Below are 14,976 nucleotides of genomic sequence, written 5' to 3' on the forward strand. Positions count from 1 at the left end.
TCGCACAAGTAAAGCGCGCCGACAATGACTGCGCCAATCATCTTTGCCATCCCCAAGGGACGAATTCTCTACGAGGCTTTGCCGTTGATGCAGGCCGCCGGAATCGAACCCGAAGCAGCCTTCTTCGACAAGGAAAGCCGCGCGCTGATGTTCGACACCAGCGACCCGGGCGTGCGGATCATCCGCGTGCGCGCATTCGACGTCGCGACCTTCGTCGCCCATGGTGCAGCGCAGGCGGGCATCGTCGGTTCGGACGTGATCGACGAGTTTGACTATTCGGAGTTGTACGCCCCGGTCGATCTCGATATCGGCCATTGCCGCATCTCGGTGGCCGAGCCTGCCGAACTGGCTGCAACCGACGATCCGCGCAGTTGGAGCCATGTCCGCGTTGCGACAAAATATCCCAATCTTACGCGCAAGCATTTCGCTGCGCGCGGGGTGCAGGCCGAATGCGTGAAGCTCAACGGCGCGATGGAAATTGCCCCACTTCTTGGCCTTTCCAGTCGCATCGTCGACCTTGTTTCGTCAGGCAAGACGTTGAAGGAAAACGGGTTGGTCGAGGTGGAAAAAATCGCCGAAGTATCGGCACGTCTCGTTGCCAACCGTGCCGCCTTCAAGACCGATGAGCGGATAGCGTCTCTGGTCGAAAAATTCCGGGCTGCGGGCAATGCTTAGGCTTTCGACCAACCAGCCAGATTTCGAACGCCAGTTCGAGAAACTGGTTAGCGGCAGGCGTGAAGCCGAAGCCGATGTTTCGGCAATCGTTGAGCAGACGATCCGCGATGTGCGCGCGCGCGGTGATGTGGCGCTGCTCGAACTCACGGAACGCTTTGATGGTTTCAGTCTGAGCGAGCAGGGCTGGCAGATTTCGGCGGAGGAATGCAAGGCTGCCTATCAGGCGCTTGCTCCAGAATTGCGAGATGCCCTTAAACTCGCGGCACAGCGCATAACGGCCTATCACAAAGCGCAACTGCCCAAGGACCGTGATTATCGCGACAAGGAAGGTGTCCGTCTGGGCGCGCGATGGAGCGCGGTTGATGCAGCTGGTGTCTATGTACCCGGCGGCCGCGCGGCCTATCCATCGTCCGTGCTGATGAACGCTATTCCGGCGAAGGTGGCGGGGGTCGAACGCCTTGTGATGGTCACTCCGACCCCAAAAGGCGAGATAAACCCGACGGTGATGGCTGCAGCGCATCTGGCGGGCGTCGACGAAATCTGGCGGCTGGGCGGTGCGCAGGCGATTGCGGCGCTCGCCTACGGCACAGACAGGATCGCGCCAGTCGACGTTATCACCGGCCCGGGTAATGCTTGGGTGGCAGAGGCCAAGCGCCAACTTTATGGCGTGGTCGGCATCGACATGGTGGCAGGACCTTCCGAAATCGTCGTCGTTGCAGACGGCAAGAACAAACCCGAATGGATCGCGGCCGACCTGCTCAGTCAGGCCGAGCATGATCCGACCAGCCAGTCGATCCTGTTCACCGATGATGCGGATTTCGCCGAAAAGGTCGCCGCCGAAGTCGATGCGCAACTTGCGCAGTTGGCAACTGCAAAGGTTGCGAGCGAAAGCTGGCAGACCAATGGTGCAATCGTCGTCGTCGACAAACTTGAAACGGCAATGCCTTTGGTCAACCGGCTGGCTGCAGAACATCTCGAACTGGCGGTGGATGACAAGCGCGCCGAAAAGCTGTTCGATCTGGTTCGCCATGCCGGCTCAGTCTTCTTGGGCCGGATGACGCCCGAAGCGATAGGCGATTATGTGGCGGGCCCCAACCATGTGCTGCCGACTGGGCGCCGTGCGCGATTTTCATCGGGCCTGTCCGTGCTCGATTTCATGAAGCGCACAAGCTTCATCGCACTCGACAAAAAGGCGTTGAAGGCAATCGGGCCGGCGGCGCTCGCCTTGGCTGAAGCCGAGGGCTTGCCCGCACATGCCGAAAGCGTGAGAAAGAGATTATGAGCAAACCCCGTTCCAAAGCGCGCGCCGCTGCGCGGCTCGCCGCTGTACAGGCGCTGTACCAGATGGATATGGAATCGATTGGTGTTGCCCGCTTATTGTCCGAATTCCACGCGCATCGCTTGGGCGCCGAGATTGAAGACGCGCAATATGCCGAGGCCGATATCGACTTTTTCGACGATCTGGTCGCAGGTGTGGATGCCCGGCGTGCAGAGATTGACGCGCTGATTGAAGCCAAGCTTGGCGAGCAATGGAAGATCGGACGCCTCGACAAGACGATGCTGCAGGTGCTGCGTGCCGGCACCTATGAACTTCTCGCCCGCGCCGATGTGCCGACCGCGACGGTCATCGACGAATATGTCGATGTCGCCCATGCCTTTTTCGACGAGAAAGACGCAAAGTTCGTCAACGGCTTGCTCGATACCGTGGCGAAGGAGAAGCGGGCCTGACCGCTGAATCCACCTTCATCGAAATGATGCGCTCCATGGCGCGTGACCCGGCGGCGCGCGGCCTGATGGACGATACCGCTGTCATCGAACTTGGCAACGAAACCTTGATCCTTACCCATGACATGATGGCAGAGGATGTGCACTGGTTGCCCAAGGCAGATCCCGCTGATGTGGCTTGGAAACTGGTATCGGTGAATCTGTCCGACCTTGCAGCCAAAGGCGCTCGACCCTTGGGGGTACTGCTGGGGTTCATGCTGGGTGAAAGCGAGTGGGACCGACGCTTTGCCGGGGGGCTAGAGCGGGCTTTGATCCATTATGCCGTGCCTTTGCTGGGAGGCGACACGGTTTCAAACAAGGGTGACAAGCGAGCCGTCGGCTTGACCGCCATTGGGGCCGCGACGCATCGACCAGTACCTGCGCGGAGTGGTGCGCGGGCAGGGGATGTGCTTTATGTCACCGGAACCCTTGGAGATGCGCTAGCGGGTTTCGAGCTTGCCGAAGCCGGTCTGGAAGTCGTTGACACACTGTCCGCTGCCTATCACCGACCGGTGGCGAGGCTAAGCGATGGGCAAGCGCTCGCTCCCTTTGTTACTGCTATGATGGACGTGTCTGATGGTATGCTGCTTGATGCCGAGCGGATGGCCCATGCGAGCAAGGTTGAAATCCGTATCGACATCGACGCGATCCCGCTCAGTGCGGCCTATTGTGCGATGCGCGGCGACAGTCTGGATAGCCGCTTGCAGGCGGCTTCATGGGGAGACGATTACGAACTGCTTTTTACGGCTCCGGCTGACTCTGCACTGCCTGTTGCCGCAACTGCCATTGGACGCGTGAACGACGGTTCGGGACTGGCACTGTTCGAAGCCAATGCGCCGATACCGCTCCCGCCTTCGCTCGGTTATCAACATCATTGACCCATTTGGCCGATTCCTGCGGCTTTTAAGGGTTGCCTAAGCCCTTAATCCACAGCATAGCAGCGCAGCTTGCGCCCTTGTCCTCTCGGGCGCGGTCGCAAAAACAAGTGGGAATTTAGGGGGAAGGAATCTCCATGTCTTTGACATTAATCGCAATTATTTGCGGTGTCTTGGCCGTAATCTACGGCTTCGTCACCAGCCGCCAGGTGCTCAGCGCCTCGGCCGGCAATGAGAAAATGCAGGAAATCGCAGCAGCTATTCAGGAAGGTGCACAAGCCTATCTGGGTCGTCAGTATCGCACCATTGCCATTGTTGGCGTGGTCGTTGCCGTTCTGGTCGCTGCGTTCCTGGGCGTCATTCCGACCATCGGCTTCGTCATCGGCGCCGTTCTGTCGGGTGTGGCGGGCTATATCGGGATGAACATCTCGGTGCGCGCCAACGTGCGTACGGCTGCCGCTGCGCAGACTGGCTTACAGGCTGGCCTGACCATGGCGTTCCGTGCGGGTGCGATCACCGGCATGCTCGTCGCCGGTCTCGCTCTGCTCGCGATTGCCGTGTTCTTCTGGTACCTGACCGATGTCGCCATGATGGCACCGAACAGCCGCGCCGTTGTCGACGCGCTGGTCGCGCTGGCATTTGGCGCGTCGTTGATTTCGATCTTCGCACGTCTCGGCGGTGGTATCTTTACCAAGGCTGCTGACGTCGGCGCCGATCTTGTCGGCAAGGTCGAAGCTGGTATCCCCGAAGATGATCCACGCAACCCGGCGGTTATCGCCGATAACGTTGGTGACAATGTCGGCGACTGCGCCGGTATGGCCGCTGACCTTTTCGAAACCTATGTCGTCACCGTTGGCGCAACGATGGTCCTCATCGCTCTCCTCGTTAAAGGCGTTACGGATAGCGCATTGTTGCTGAACCTGATGAGCCTTCCGCTCCTCATCGGCGGTGTATGTGTCGTAACCTCGATCATCGGCACCTATTTCGTCCGTTTGGGCGGTGGCACCAATGTCATGGGTGCAATGTACAAGGGCTTCCTTGTGACCGCAGTACTCTCTGTTCCGGCGATCTGGTTCTCGATCAGCTATGCCATGGGCGGCATGGAAACGGATGTGGGCGGTTTCACCGGCCGCACGCTGTTCTATTGCTCGCTGCTCGGCCTGATCATCACCGGCCTGATCATCTGGATCACCGAATATTACACAGGCACCAACTATCGTCCGGTTCGCTCAATCGCCAAGGCTTCGGAAACCGGCCACGGCACCAACGTCATTCAGGGTCTGGCTATCAGCCTTGAATCGACTGCGATGCCGACCATCGTGATCTGCGCTGGCATCATCATCGCTTACCAGCTGGCAGGCGTGATCGGGATTGCCTTTGCGGCGACCGCGATGCTCGCACTGGCTGGAATGGTCGTGGCGCTCGACGCTTATGGTCCGGTGACCGACAACGCAGGCGGTATCGCCGAAATGGCTGGTCTGGACGATAGCGTCCGTGAAAAGACCGACCTTCTCGATGCCGTGGGCAACACCACCAAGGCTGTGACCAAGGGTTATGCCATCGGTTCGGCAGGACTTGCAGCACTGGTGCTGTTCGCAGCCTACACCACCGACCTTCGCGAGTTCTTCCCGAATCTGACGGTCAACTTTAGTCTGGAAAACCCCTATGTCATCGTCGGGCTGCTGCTCGGCGCGCTCCTGCCGTACCTCTTCGGTGCGATGGGCATGACCGCTGTGGGCCGTGCGGCTGGCGAAGTGGTGAAGGACGTGCGTGACCAGTTCGCGAACGACCCGGGAATCATGACCTTCAAGTCAAAGCCGAACTATGCCCGCACGGTCGACCTGGTGACCAAGGCGGCGATCAAGGAAATGATCATCCCGTCGCTGTTGCCGGTGCTCGCACCGATTGCGGTGTACTTCATCATCACGGCGGTTGCAGGCCAAGCAGAGGGCTTTGCCGCTCTCGGCGCACTCCTGCTTGGCGTGATTGTCGGCGGTCTGTTCGTTGCCATCTCGATGACTTCGGGTGGTGGCGCATGGGATAATGCCAAGAAGTATATCGAAGACGGCCACCATGGCGGCAAGGGATCGGAAGCCCATAAGGCTGCCGTGACCGGCGATACCGTGGGTGATCCCTACAAAGACACTGCGGGCCCCGCTGTGAACCCGATGATCAAGATCACCAACATCGTCGCGCTGCTGCTACTCGCAGCACTTGCACACGGCGCTGTCTGATCTGATTATACCCAAGTAAAACCGAACCCCGTCGGAGCGATCCGGCGGGGTTTTGTTTTGTCTGATAAGCCGTTCGTCGAAATTTACGATTTGGACGATGCAGAGTTCTTGCCCCACGCGCCATCGCGACTATAGCGGAAGGCATAGAAAACTGGGGAGCTTTCAATGACGAAATTCAAGAAGTTGGTGCTGTTGGCGTCTTCCGCGGCGCTTGTTTCAGTAAGTCCTGTTCTTGCGACCAAAGCAGGTGCCAATACTGAAGGAGAGAACAGCCCGATCATTGTAACGGGTGCGGGACGCGTCGAAACAGCAGTTTTTGGCAAACGCCCGTTCATGCGGTCGCCGCGATTGTCACCTGATGGCAGCAAGATCGCGGTCATGATGAGCCGCGATGGTGTGGACAATCTGGGCTTTATCGATCTGAACAAGCCGGGATCAGCGCCTTCGTTTTTCGTGCGTGCGGAGGAACAGCGCGACGTTGGCGACCGTACTGTTGTAGCGTGGCGTTGGGTTGGCAATCGAACGATCGTCTTTACCATGACATCGCGTGAAGCGGTGTTTGGGGACCGCTTCAACATGTCACGGCTTGCTGCCTACGACATCGAAACTGGTAAGACGACCCCACTCGGTTGGACGAACGCCGGTGCGGGAGCGGCGAATATCCTACACATCGACGATGAAAAGGAACGCATTCTAGTCCAGCGCGATACGGTCAAAGATCGCCAATATGAGGGCAATCCTGAAGTCATCGACATCGATGTGCGAACTGGGGATTTCAAAAATGTGATGCGTTCGAATGTCGAAGTCGATGACTGGATTGTGGACGGAAAAGGCGTGATCCGTGCGGCGGTCGGTGGTGACCGTGACAGTGGAAAACAGCGGCTGATGTATCGTTCAAACGATAAGGAAGTCTTGAAGACCGTTTCGAACGAAGCTGACCCGACATTTACCGGCACACAAATCGTACCAGAGATTTTTCTCGATGAACCCGACATGGCCTACGCAACCAGCAACAAGGATGGGCATCGCAAGGTTTACAAAATTAATGTGAAGACGATGCAGGTTGTCGGCGACGTCGTTTACGGCATCAAAGGATATGACGTCGGTGGCCTGCGAGCGAATGAAGATGGCAACAATTTGGCAGGTGTCGATTACACATCCACCCGCGAGCGTCAGCGTTTCTTCGATGGTCGATTGATGGAGATCCAGAAGGTCCTCGAAGAGCGCTTCGGAAAGGGCAACACGCAAATCGTGTCTACCAATGACGGCGACACTCGGATCGTCGCGTTTGTTGGAAAGCCGAATGCGCCAGGTGGCTTCTATCTGTTCGATACGGAGTCGGGCGATCTGAAACTTCTCGGCTGGTATCACGGCATATTGAAGGACATGGAGCTCAATCCGACGGATTCGATCCGTTATAAGGCCTCTGATGGTCTTGAGATTGAGGCAGTCGTCACTTATCCGCGTCACCGCGCCAACCGCAAGAACTTGCCCGTAGTCGTGATGCCGCATGGTGGTCCGTTCGGCGTTCGCGATCAGGAAGAGTTTGGACCATTTCCTTGGCATCAAGCGATGGCAGAACTCGGCTATGTGGTTATCCAGCCCAATTATCGTGGCTCAGGCGGTTATGGAAAAGAGTTTGTCAAGGAAGGCCGCAAGCCCAATGGCTATGGCATGCGCATGCAGGATGATCTCAACGATGTACTGACTTGGTTTGGTCAGCAGGGGCTTATCGATCCTAAACGGGCTTGCATCATGGGCTGGTCATATGGCGGCTATGCCACGGCCCGTGGGGCACAGCGTGATGCCGACAAATGGCGCTGCGCCATCGCCGGCGCTGGCGTGTATGATTTCCCGATGATGAAGGCGTTCGATACGCGTCAGTTCGGCGCATTTGGCGCCAACTTCCAGGCGACAACAGACGACCTCGTTTCCATTTCATCTGCACGCAATACAAATGGACCCTGGTCGCCGATTTTGATCGTTGCCGGGTTGCGTGATGCGCGCATCCCGATCGAACAATCGCGTACGCTGGTCTCGCGCCTGAAGGCGTCGGGCAAAAAAGAAGGCGTCGACTTCCGCTATATTGAACAGCCGCAGGGCACCCACAATCTTCCCTATGAAGACGTGCATATCCAGTGGTTGAAAGAGGCAGAGGATTGGCTGGCCAAATTCAACCCTGCCTATATCGAAAGCGATGGCGACAAACCTCTACCAGTTGCGGTTAAAGTCGCTGCCAATTAAGCAAATCTGACATTGGTAAAAGGGGCTGTGCAGGCTTACTGCGTAGCCCTTTTTGTTAGCATAATATTTGCGTCTGGCTGCTAAAAGGTTGCTGTGGAACAGGGACTGTCATGTGACGACACCGCAAGTTGTTCGATCGCCCAGCCTATTGACGGATGCGGTGGCGGGATCGATGTGCGCCCAGCGGCTCAGAACAAAGACGGTTTCGCATTTGTCGCGTGGAACGATTTGCGCAACGATGTTCGATTCAAGTCACAATGGAACAATCTGGCCGAAAAAGCTACCGAACCGAATGCTTTCGGAGAGAGCTGGTATCTCGAATCCGCGCTTGCGGCGCTTGATCCGCGCGGTGACGTTCACCTCGCCATTTTGCAAGTAGCCGGGCAGCTAGTTGGGTTGATGCCGGTGTATATGGCCGGTCGATATGCAGGCCTGCCAATCCATAATTGCCAGAATTGGTTGAACTATAACGCCTTTCTTGGAACGCCGTTGATCGCCAAAGGATATGAACGGGTGTTCTGGGCCGGCATTCTGCGTCAACTGGACATAAGCCCCGGAAGTGCCCTTTTTCTGCATTTGACAGGCATGGCGGTAGACGGTCCCGTGGCCAGAGCGCTGGAGGCGGAATGTAATGCGACTGGGCGGCGCTTTGCGCTCTTCCATCGCGAAGAGCGAGCACTGCTCGAATGCGGCTTGTCGCCGGAGGCCTATCTGGAGGCGACGATGCGCGGCAAGAAACGCAAGGAATTGCGACGGCAGCAGAATCGGTTGGCAGAACTGGGGCAATTGGAGTTTCAGCGGAGCGATGGTCGCGAGGGACTGGATGGCTGGATCGACGAATTTCTGGAACTCGAACGGCGCGGCTGGAAGGGCAGCAACGGCTCTGCGCTTGATTGCGCGGATAGCACCCGCAATCTTTTCCGCACTGTACTGCATGGCGCTTCTACAGAGAGGAAACTGGAGCTGTTGTCACTGCGCCTTAATGGGTGCGCTATCGCCATGCTTGTCAACTTCCTGACGCCTCCGGGGGCGTTCTCTTTCAAAACAGCGTTTGACGAGGAATATGCGCGTTTCTCGCCGGGGGTATTGCTGCAGATCCACAACCTCGCCTTGCTCGAACGCGAAGGTATCGAATGGTGCGATAGCTGTGCAGCGCAGGACCACCCGATGATCGACAGCATCTGGTCAGGTCGCAGAGCGATCGGCCGATATTCGGTCGCCATAGGCGGCCCGATGCGCCGCGCGGCGTTTGCAGCATTTTTGTTTGCAGAAAAGGCGAAAGGCCGTTTGCGGCAGATCAATGCAGGAAAATCAAAACAAGCCAACGAGATGTCGTCATGACCCAGATTTTTGATGAAGATATCCGCGCGGAATTTTCGCGTAACTATCCCGAAATCCCGCATCGCCTGCGCCACAATCTGCGCGACCACCCGCTGCTGACGCTAGAGGCCTTGGCCAAATTGGGGGAAAGCCTGCCAGCTGCCTCGATCGAATATAACAAGGGTGATTTGCCAACGGGCGTTGATCCCAATTCGGATATCGCCAATGGCCTGTCGATCGGCGATACGATCCGTCATGTGGACACATGCCGCAGTTGGGCCGTGCTGAAGAATATCGAGCAGGTTCCTGAATATCGCGCGCTGCTGCTCGATCTATTGGGCGAATTGAAGCCGTTCATCGAAGCTAAGACCGGGGCGATGCTGATGCCGCAAGGGTTCATTTTCGTGTCGTCTCCCGAAGCTGTCACCCCTTACCATTTCGACCCCGAACATAACATTCTGCTGCAGCTGAAAGGCAGCAAGACGATGACGCAATTCCCTGCAGGCGACCCCGTCTATGCACCTGACGAAACGCATGAAGGCTATCACACCGGCGGGCATCGCAATCTGGTGTGGCGCGACGAGCTGGCCAAAGGGGCAACCGACTGGAGCCTTCAGCCCGGAGTGGCCGTGTTCGTCCCCGTAATGGCACCGCACCATGTGAAGGTCGGCCCGGAACCCTCCATCTCGCTATCGATAACCTGGCGTAGCGATTGGAGCTATGCCGAGGCAGATGCACGCGCCTTCAACAGCATCCTGCGCAAATCGGGTATGCACCCGCGTGCACCGGGCCGCTACCCGGCACAGAACACCGCCAAGGCCTATGCCTGGCGTGTCATAAGAAAGCTCAAAGGCACCGGCTAGAATCGCTTCCGGAAGCTCAGTTCGAACACACGGCCCTCCGGATCCAGGAAGCCTCGCTGATAGCTCAAAGGCGTCGCGCCATTATTGTCGCGGACCTTGATATAGTCGTTGAGGACGTTCTGGACGCGAAACGCTATACGGCTACCTTTGAGAAATGGCACCTTTTTGGTCAAGTCTCCGCGCTGGTCGAGGCTGATGAACAGGAAGCTGTTCAGGCTGAACTGGTCGCTGAAATAGAGATCGCTGCTACCTGGCAGCCCACTACCATCTGCTCGCGTTGCCCCGCGGTAGGTGCCCTCAAAGCGTAACCCCATTCCTTTGTGGAAAACCCCGCCGTTGAGGGTGAGTTCATGCTGCGGCGAGCCACCAAGACTGCTGGTCGCCGATCCATCGAGCAGGTCAAGTACTGGAACACCGGGAGCGATCAGGATTTCGTCTTTTAGTCGATAGGTGTGGTAAAGTGCCATCTGCCAGCGGCTTGGCGGGCCGCCGCCGGGCATCATACCCATAGGACCGCGACCACCACCAGGGCCACCCGCGCCCGGACCTCGTCCACCGCCCGGAGTGCCAGCGCCGGGGCCGCGTTGCTGCTGCTTGCCGATTGGGCCGGACATGTTGAATCCCCAGCGGATGCGTTCTGACCGCTCTTCGGCAAAATTCACCGGTCGCTGGTCAAGCCGGATCAATTCGCCGTTGGCATCGCGCGTAACGCGACCTGGAAATGCGGTTTCGATTTCGGGGGTCAGCAACGGGAAGGAAGCAGTTGTATCCTTGCTCTTATTCTTGAAATACTCGAACTGAAGGCTCAAGCCTTCGACGAATTTGGGACTCCAATCGAGTCCGATTTTCAGGTCTTTTCGGCTTTCCGCCAGCAAAGCAGGGTTGCCTCCGCTGACGACGTCAATGAACCGACTCTCGCCGCGGACAAAGTCATAATAAGCGACATTCGGCGTCACTATCGTCGGATTGCCTAACTGGCCAAGGCCGGGGGCATTTTCGTCGCCGATGATCGAAGCGGAAACCGTGACGCCTTCTATTGGCGACCAGCGCAATCCAGCCCCATATTCGATTAAAGTGCCAAAATCCGACAGGTCCGAAAAACCCATATTGCCGTTGATCGACAGGTCACCAATGCCGCCAAGCGCGCCAACGCCTCGTTCAAGCAAAGGCAGTTCGACATTAAACGCGCTGTTGATGTTATCGCGGTTCAGCCCGACGGACGTCACGACGCCGCGACGGCTGGCGGTGCTATCGATGGTCTGCCGGTCATAGCCGTTGCGGATGGTCATCTGCACTTCGCCGGCCGGCATTTCGAATAGCGTGCCAGAAAAGGTGCTGCGCAGCGACAAGGTGCCCGTCGTGCTGTCGGCTGTGTCCGGCGCAGTAAATAACAGGCTAGTCCCGAGATCGGCGGCAAAGGGATTGATTGTGCCCGCCGCTATTCCAGCGCGCAGGTCTGTATAATCGCCATTGGTCTGGGTAACCGTTTCGGTATCGACCAAGGTATAATCGCCGGTCAGCGCAAGCCGCCAGTCGGCGAGCAGGGTGTTAAACGACACGCCACCTTGCGCGGTGTGCGTCTTGACGTCGCGTGTCAGCGGGCGCGGTTCGGTAAAATAGCGGTTCAGCGTGACGTCGGTTGCAAAGGGCGAATACGGGTTTGATGCGGGGACAGCCAGGCTGGCGAAAGGCAAGCCCAGCAGGCTGTGCTGATCCTGCACCTCGAAACGCCCGTTGATCGACAGGTTGGTTTGCGGTCCGAGCAGTTTGCTCCAGGTCGCGTTGGTCGAGAAACGCTGTGAACTGGGCTGCAATGTCCGGTATGATCCAATATCGCCATTGGCGGCATTGTTTGCATTTGCTGCAAAGCCTGCAAGTGTGGGGGAGGAAGGTACACCCGCAATCGTCACTATTTGCCCTGCAATAGCGCTCAATGCCGGGTCGATTTCACCGCCTATGCCCGAACCGGTTACATTACCGGCCAAAGCATAGGGAGCCGACGCAGAACTTGGCAGGATCGAACGTTCGTCTTCGGTAATCCGGCTGCTGCTTTCGAATTCGGTATCAATGTTGAGCCGGTTGTCCTTGCCGATGCGGGTGAAGGTGGCTTCAAACTCTTTGGTTGTAAAGCCGCCTTTTTCTGGCATTTCGAAGTCATGCTCGACGTTGAACGACGCAAAATCATCCTTCAGGATGAAATTGACGACGCGCTGGTCAGGGCGAAAGCCATATTTTAGCGCAACTTCTTCCGGAAAAATCTGCACCTGCCTGATTGCCTCTGGGGGCAGGTCGCGTAATTCGCGGAAACTCGATACACGTTGCCCGTTGAGCAGGATGACCGGCGGGCCGCCACCGCCACGTCCGCGCCCCGATCCTGCTTGTGGCGCGACTGCGGCCAAAAGATCAGTGATCGAGGACGCTCCGATAGCCGTGATATCATCTTCGGACAGTTCGTCGATAGGAGGGGCGTCGGTATCGACCGCCCCTCGGATTCGCGTCGCTGTAACGATGATGTCAGGCGTTGAGCTGTCGTCTTCGACCGACTCGGCCTCAACAGAAGCGGCTTCATCACCGGGAACCTCTGTAGCTGCTTCGTCAGCGGCATACGCGACGGATGGCATGGCAATGCCTACCGACAACGCAAGCAAGCTGGCGGAATATATTGGTATACGCAGTGATAGCATGGGGAGAGGGGTCCGTTTTTATCTGTTTTCGTGCCGCCTTTATCGCGGCAAGCTGTCGCAAGCACAGCCCTAACATGTCTTATTTTGTCGCAGTAATAGGGTGAAAGCCCCATATTATTAGACCAACATCATACGTGCGCACACTCTTTCCTTTTAGCTGCTTTGACGTTAAGGGCGCTCACATTAACGACCACCGAATTCTGCAGGGGCTGAATGGCTAAGGAAGAACTCATCGAAATGCGTGGTACGGTGCGCGAATTGCTGCCCAATGCCATGTTCCGCGTCGAACTTGAAAATGGCCATGAAGTGCTTGGCCATACCGCCGGCAAGATGCGAAAAAACCGCATCCGCGTGCTGGTGGGTGATGAAGTTCTTTGCGAAATGACCCCTTATGATCTGACCAAAGGCCGGATCACATATCGTTTCAAGTAACGGATAGCGGCCCTTGCGGCTTGTTCTCGCATCCTCATCTCCCCGCCGTCGCGACTTATTGGCGCGCATTGGCATTGTGCCGGACCGGATAGCATCCCCTGACATCGACGAAACACCGCGCAAAGGAGAAATGGCGCGCGTTTATGCACTTCGTCTGGCGATCGAAAAAGCCCATGCCGTCGCGCGTGAAGCGGACGAAGTTGTTGTAGCGGGGGATACAACAGTGGCCGTCGGTCGGCGGATACTCCCACAAGCCGCCGATGTAGATATGCAGCGAACGTTTCTGGAGTTGCTCAGCGGACGCCGCCACCATGTGTGGAGTGCAGTGTGCGTAATAGACACAGAGGGACGCGCGCGTAGCCGGATCAGCGACAGCATTGTTCGTTTCAAACGTCTCAGCGCTGCCGAGATCGAAGCTTATATCGCCAGCGGCGAAGGGCTCGGTAAAGCGGGCGGCTATGCCATCCAGGGCAGGGCAGAGGCACTCATTGACTGGATGGCGGGCAGCCATTCGGGTGTGGTCGGCTTGCCGCTCTATGAAACGCGCGCTCTGCTGAGGGCATCCGGCTATTCGGTCGAATGACAACCAGCCTGCTTTGGGATGCAGGGCCGGGCGAAGTTCGCGCCGGTTTGGTTGAAGATGGAAAGCTCATCGAATTTCGCATTTTCCGACAACTTGAACATTTATCGATGCCGTTGGCCGCAGGCGAAAAATATTCAGCGCGGGTTGTAAACCGAACTGGACCGAATAAGGCTCTTGTCACAATAGGCGGCGGGGTGGATGCGATATTACAGCCCGCAGCGCAATTCACCGATGGGCAACTGCTTGTTGTAGAAATGACGCGTGCACCCGTTCCTGAACCCGGGCGATGGAAATTGCCGCTGGTGCGCGCAGTGCCTGATAGCCAAGCTACGGCGCCGCTAGGATGGCAACGGGGCGACTCGCCAGAACAGTCTTTCGCCCGCATGATGGCTGCAAAAGCCGATCAGCTTGTCTGCTCGACCCCACAGGTCGCAAATGATTTGCGAGCGATGGTGGGCGACGCCAAGCCAGTGCACATTGACGCGGACACGATTGCAGATGCCGATTTTGATTCACTTGCCGAGATGTCCGTCACTGGCGAGTTTCCCATTGAGGGCGGAATGCTGACCATCGAGCGAACGCGTGCGATGACGATGATAGATATCGATGGTGGCAGCGGTGCGATGACGCTGAACCTCGCTGCTGCTCGCGAGATTCCCCGCTTGTTGCAACTGCTCGATATTGGTGGCCAGATTGGCATCGATTTCCTGACGCTGCCAGACCGTGCGGCCAGGCAGGCTCTGGATGCAGCGCTGACTGAATCCTGTAAGAAACTCGGCTCGCATGAAAGAACTGCCGTCAATGGGTTCGGTTTCGTGCAGATTGTCAGACCGCGAAATGGGGCATCTGTCCAGGAGATATTATGTGGAATCACTCCCGGACGTCTATCGCTGGACAGTAAGGCTATAGCCCTGTTGCGGGCGACAGCGGTTTCAACAGGGCATGGCTGTCGAACCTTGACTGCGCCGCCCAAAATTATCGAACGGATAAAGCGATGGCCCGACACATTGGCCAAGTTGCGATTGTCACTTGGTACCGATATTGAACTGGTTTCCGACTCGTCAGTGACGGGCTATGGACATGTTCATGTCAGCCAAAGCTAAAACCGCCAAATGCCCACTTTGTGGGAAGCCCGAATCCATTGAACATAAGCCCTTTTGTAGCAAGGGCTGCAAGGATCGCGATCTGTTGCAATGGCTGGGCGAGGGGTACAGGATGAAAGGTCCACCTGCCGATCCTGATTTCCCCGAAGAGGTTTGAATTAGGGGCTGGACAAGGCACCGTCGCCCTGCCTATAGGCGT

The 14,976-nt window shown here is 57.3% G+C and carries 13 protein-coding genes; 12 read left to right on the plus strand and 1 reads right to left on the minus strand.

Going from position 1 to position 14,976, the window contains the following annotated elements; all coding sequences use genetic code 11:
- The first annotated feature begins 24 nt into the window (after positions 1-24).
- The 8 genes from hisG to DXH95_RS02780 all read left to right on the plus strand — a co-directional run bounded on the left by hisG (position 25) and on the right by DXH95_RS02780 (position 9,975).
- Positions 25-675 carry an ATP phosphoribosyltransferase gene (gene hisG, locus DXH95_RS02745; protein WP_115547919.1) on the plus strand — a complete coding sequence of 217 codons (651 nt, stop codon included), beginning with the start codon at positions 25-27 and terminating at the stop codon, positions 673-675.
- On the plus strand, positions 668-1,957 hold the full coding sequence (hisD, locus tag DXH95_RS02750) for a histidinol dehydrogenase (RefSeq protein WP_115547920.1): 1,290 nt from the start codon (positions 668-670) through the stop codon (positions 1,955-1,957). Before hisG ends, hisD begins: the two co-directional genes overlap by 8 nt.
- Positions 1,954-2,403, plus strand: a complete 450-nt coding sequence (gene nusB / locus DXH95_RS02755; protein WP_115547921.1) for a transcription antitermination factor NusB — start codon at positions 1,954-1,956, stop codon at positions 2,401-2,403. The genes hisD and nusB overlap by 4 nt, the downstream gene beginning before the upstream one ends.
- Entirely contained in the window at positions 2,400-3,317 is a 918-nt protein-coding gene (thiL, locus tag DXH95_RS02760) for a thiamine-phosphate kinase (RefSeq protein WP_115547922.1), read from the plus strand. Before nusB ends, thiL begins: the two co-directional genes overlap by 4 nt.
- A gap of 134 nt (positions 3,318-3,451) precedes the next feature.
- Complete coding sequence (locus DXH95_RS02765; RefSeq protein ID WP_115547923.1) at positions 3,452-5,548, plus strand: sodium-translocating pyrophosphatase; 2,097 nt, start codon at positions 3,452-3,454, stop codon at positions 5,546-5,548.
- Between the two features lie 165 nt (positions 5,549-5,713).
- Entirely contained in the window at positions 5,714-7,792 is a 2,079-nt protein-coding gene (locus DXH95_RS02770; RefSeq protein WP_115547924.1) for an alpha/beta hydrolase family protein, read from the plus strand.
- A 93-nt stretch (positions 7,793-7,885) separates the two neighbouring features.
- Positions 7,886-9,133, plus strand: coding sequence for a GNAT family N-acetyltransferase (locus DXH95_RS02775; RefSeq protein ID WP_239016522.1), 1,248 nt, complete (start codon positions 7,886-7,888; stop codon positions 9,131-9,133).
- Positions 9,130-9,975 (plus strand): cupin domain-containing protein, encoded by an 846-nt coding sequence (locus tag DXH95_RS02780; RefSeq protein ID WP_115547925.1) that lies wholly within the window; start codon positions 9,130-9,132, stop codon positions 9,973-9,975. The genes DXH95_RS02775 and DXH95_RS02780 overlap by 4 nt, the downstream gene beginning before the upstream one ends.
- On the opposite strand, the gene DXH95_RS02785 is transcribed toward DXH95_RS02780, so the two are convergent.
- On the minus strand, positions 9,972-12,596 hold the full coding sequence (locus DXH95_RS02785) for a TonB-dependent receptor (RefSeq protein WP_115547926.1): 2,625 nt from the start codon (positions 12,594-12,596) through the stop codon (positions 9,972-9,974). The genes DXH95_RS02780 and DXH95_RS02785 overlap by 4 nt on opposite strands.
- A 276-nt stretch (positions 12,597-12,872) precedes the next feature.
- On the opposite strand from DXH95_RS02785, the gene infA reads away from it, so the two are divergent.
- The 4 genes from infA to DXH95_RS02805 are packed head-to-tail and all read left to right on the plus strand — an operon-like array spanning position 12,873 to position 14,934.
- Positions 12,873-13,091 (plus strand): translation initiation factor IF-1, encoded by a 219-nt coding sequence (gene infA, locus DXH95_RS02790; RefSeq protein WP_115547927.1) that lies wholly within the window; start codon positions 12,873-12,875, stop codon positions 13,089-13,091.
- A 13-nt stretch (positions 13,092-13,104) separates the two neighbouring features.
- Positions 13,105-13,674 carry a Maf family protein gene (locus DXH95_RS02795; protein ID WP_115547928.1) on the plus strand — a complete coding sequence of 190 codons (570 nt, stop codon included), beginning with the start codon at positions 13,105-13,107 and terminating at the stop codon, positions 13,672-13,674.
- On the plus strand, positions 13,671-14,777 hold the full coding sequence (locus tag DXH95_RS02800) for a ribonuclease E/G (RefSeq protein ID WP_115547929.1): 1,107 nt from the start codon (positions 13,671-13,673) through the stop codon (positions 14,775-14,777). The genes DXH95_RS02795 and DXH95_RS02800 overlap by 4 nt, the downstream gene beginning before the upstream one ends.
- A complete protein-coding gene (locus DXH95_RS02805; RefSeq protein ID WP_338061699.1) occupies positions 14,761-14,934 on the plus strand; it encodes a DNA gyrase inhibitor YacG in 174 nt (57 codons plus the stop codon). Before DXH95_RS02800 ends, DXH95_RS02805 begins: the two co-directional genes overlap by 17 nt.
- The last annotated feature ends 42 nt before the right edge of the window (positions 14,935-14,976 follow it).

This window comes from Sphingorhabdus pulchriflava (assembly GCF_003367235.1).
GTDB classification, from domain to species: domain Bacteria; phylum Pseudomonadota; class Alphaproteobacteria; order Sphingomonadales; family Sphingomonadaceae; genus Sphingorhabdus_B; species Sphingorhabdus_B pulchriflava.

Bases quoted from the DNA above. Each gene is read 5' to 3' on its own strand.
- hisG (WP_115547919.1), top strand. From the start codon at position 25: ATGACTGCGCCAATCATCTTTGCCATCCCCAAGGGACGAATTCTCTAC.
- DXH95_RS02770 (WP_115547924.1), top strand. From the start codon at position 5,714: ATGACGAAATTCAAGAAGTTGGTGCTGTTGGCGTCTTCCGCGGCGCTT.
- DXH95_RS02800 (WP_115547929.1), top strand. From the start codon at position 13,671: ATGACAACCAGCCTGCTTTGGGATGCAGGGCCGGGCGAAGTTCGCGCC.
- nusB (WP_115547921.1), top strand. From the start codon at position 1,954: ATGAGCAAACCCCGTTCCAAAGCGCGCGCCGCTGCGCGGCTCGCCGCT.
- DXH95_RS02765 (WP_115547923.1), top strand. From the start codon at position 3,452: ATGTCTTTGACATTAATCGCAATTATTTGCGGTGTCTTGGCCGTAATC.
- DXH95_RS02785 (WP_115547926.1), bottom strand. From the start codon at position 12,596: ATGCCATCCGTCGCGTATGCCGCTGACGAAGCAGCTACAGAGGTTCCC.
- hisD (WP_115547920.1), top strand. From the start codon at position 668: ATGCTTAGGCTTTCGACCAACCAGCCAGATTTCGAACGCCAGTTCGAG.
- DXH95_RS02805 (WP_338061699.1), top strand. From the start codon at position 14,761: ATGTCAGCCAAAGCTAAAACCGCCAAATGCCCACTTTGTGGGAAGCCC.
- DXH95_RS02780 (WP_115547925.1), top strand. From the start codon at position 9,130: ATGACCCAGATTTTTGATGAAGATATCCGCGCGGAATTTTCGCGTAAC.
- infA (WP_115547927.1), top strand. From the start codon at position 12,873: ATGGCTAAGGAAGAACTCATCGAAATGCGTGGTACGGTGCGCGAATTG.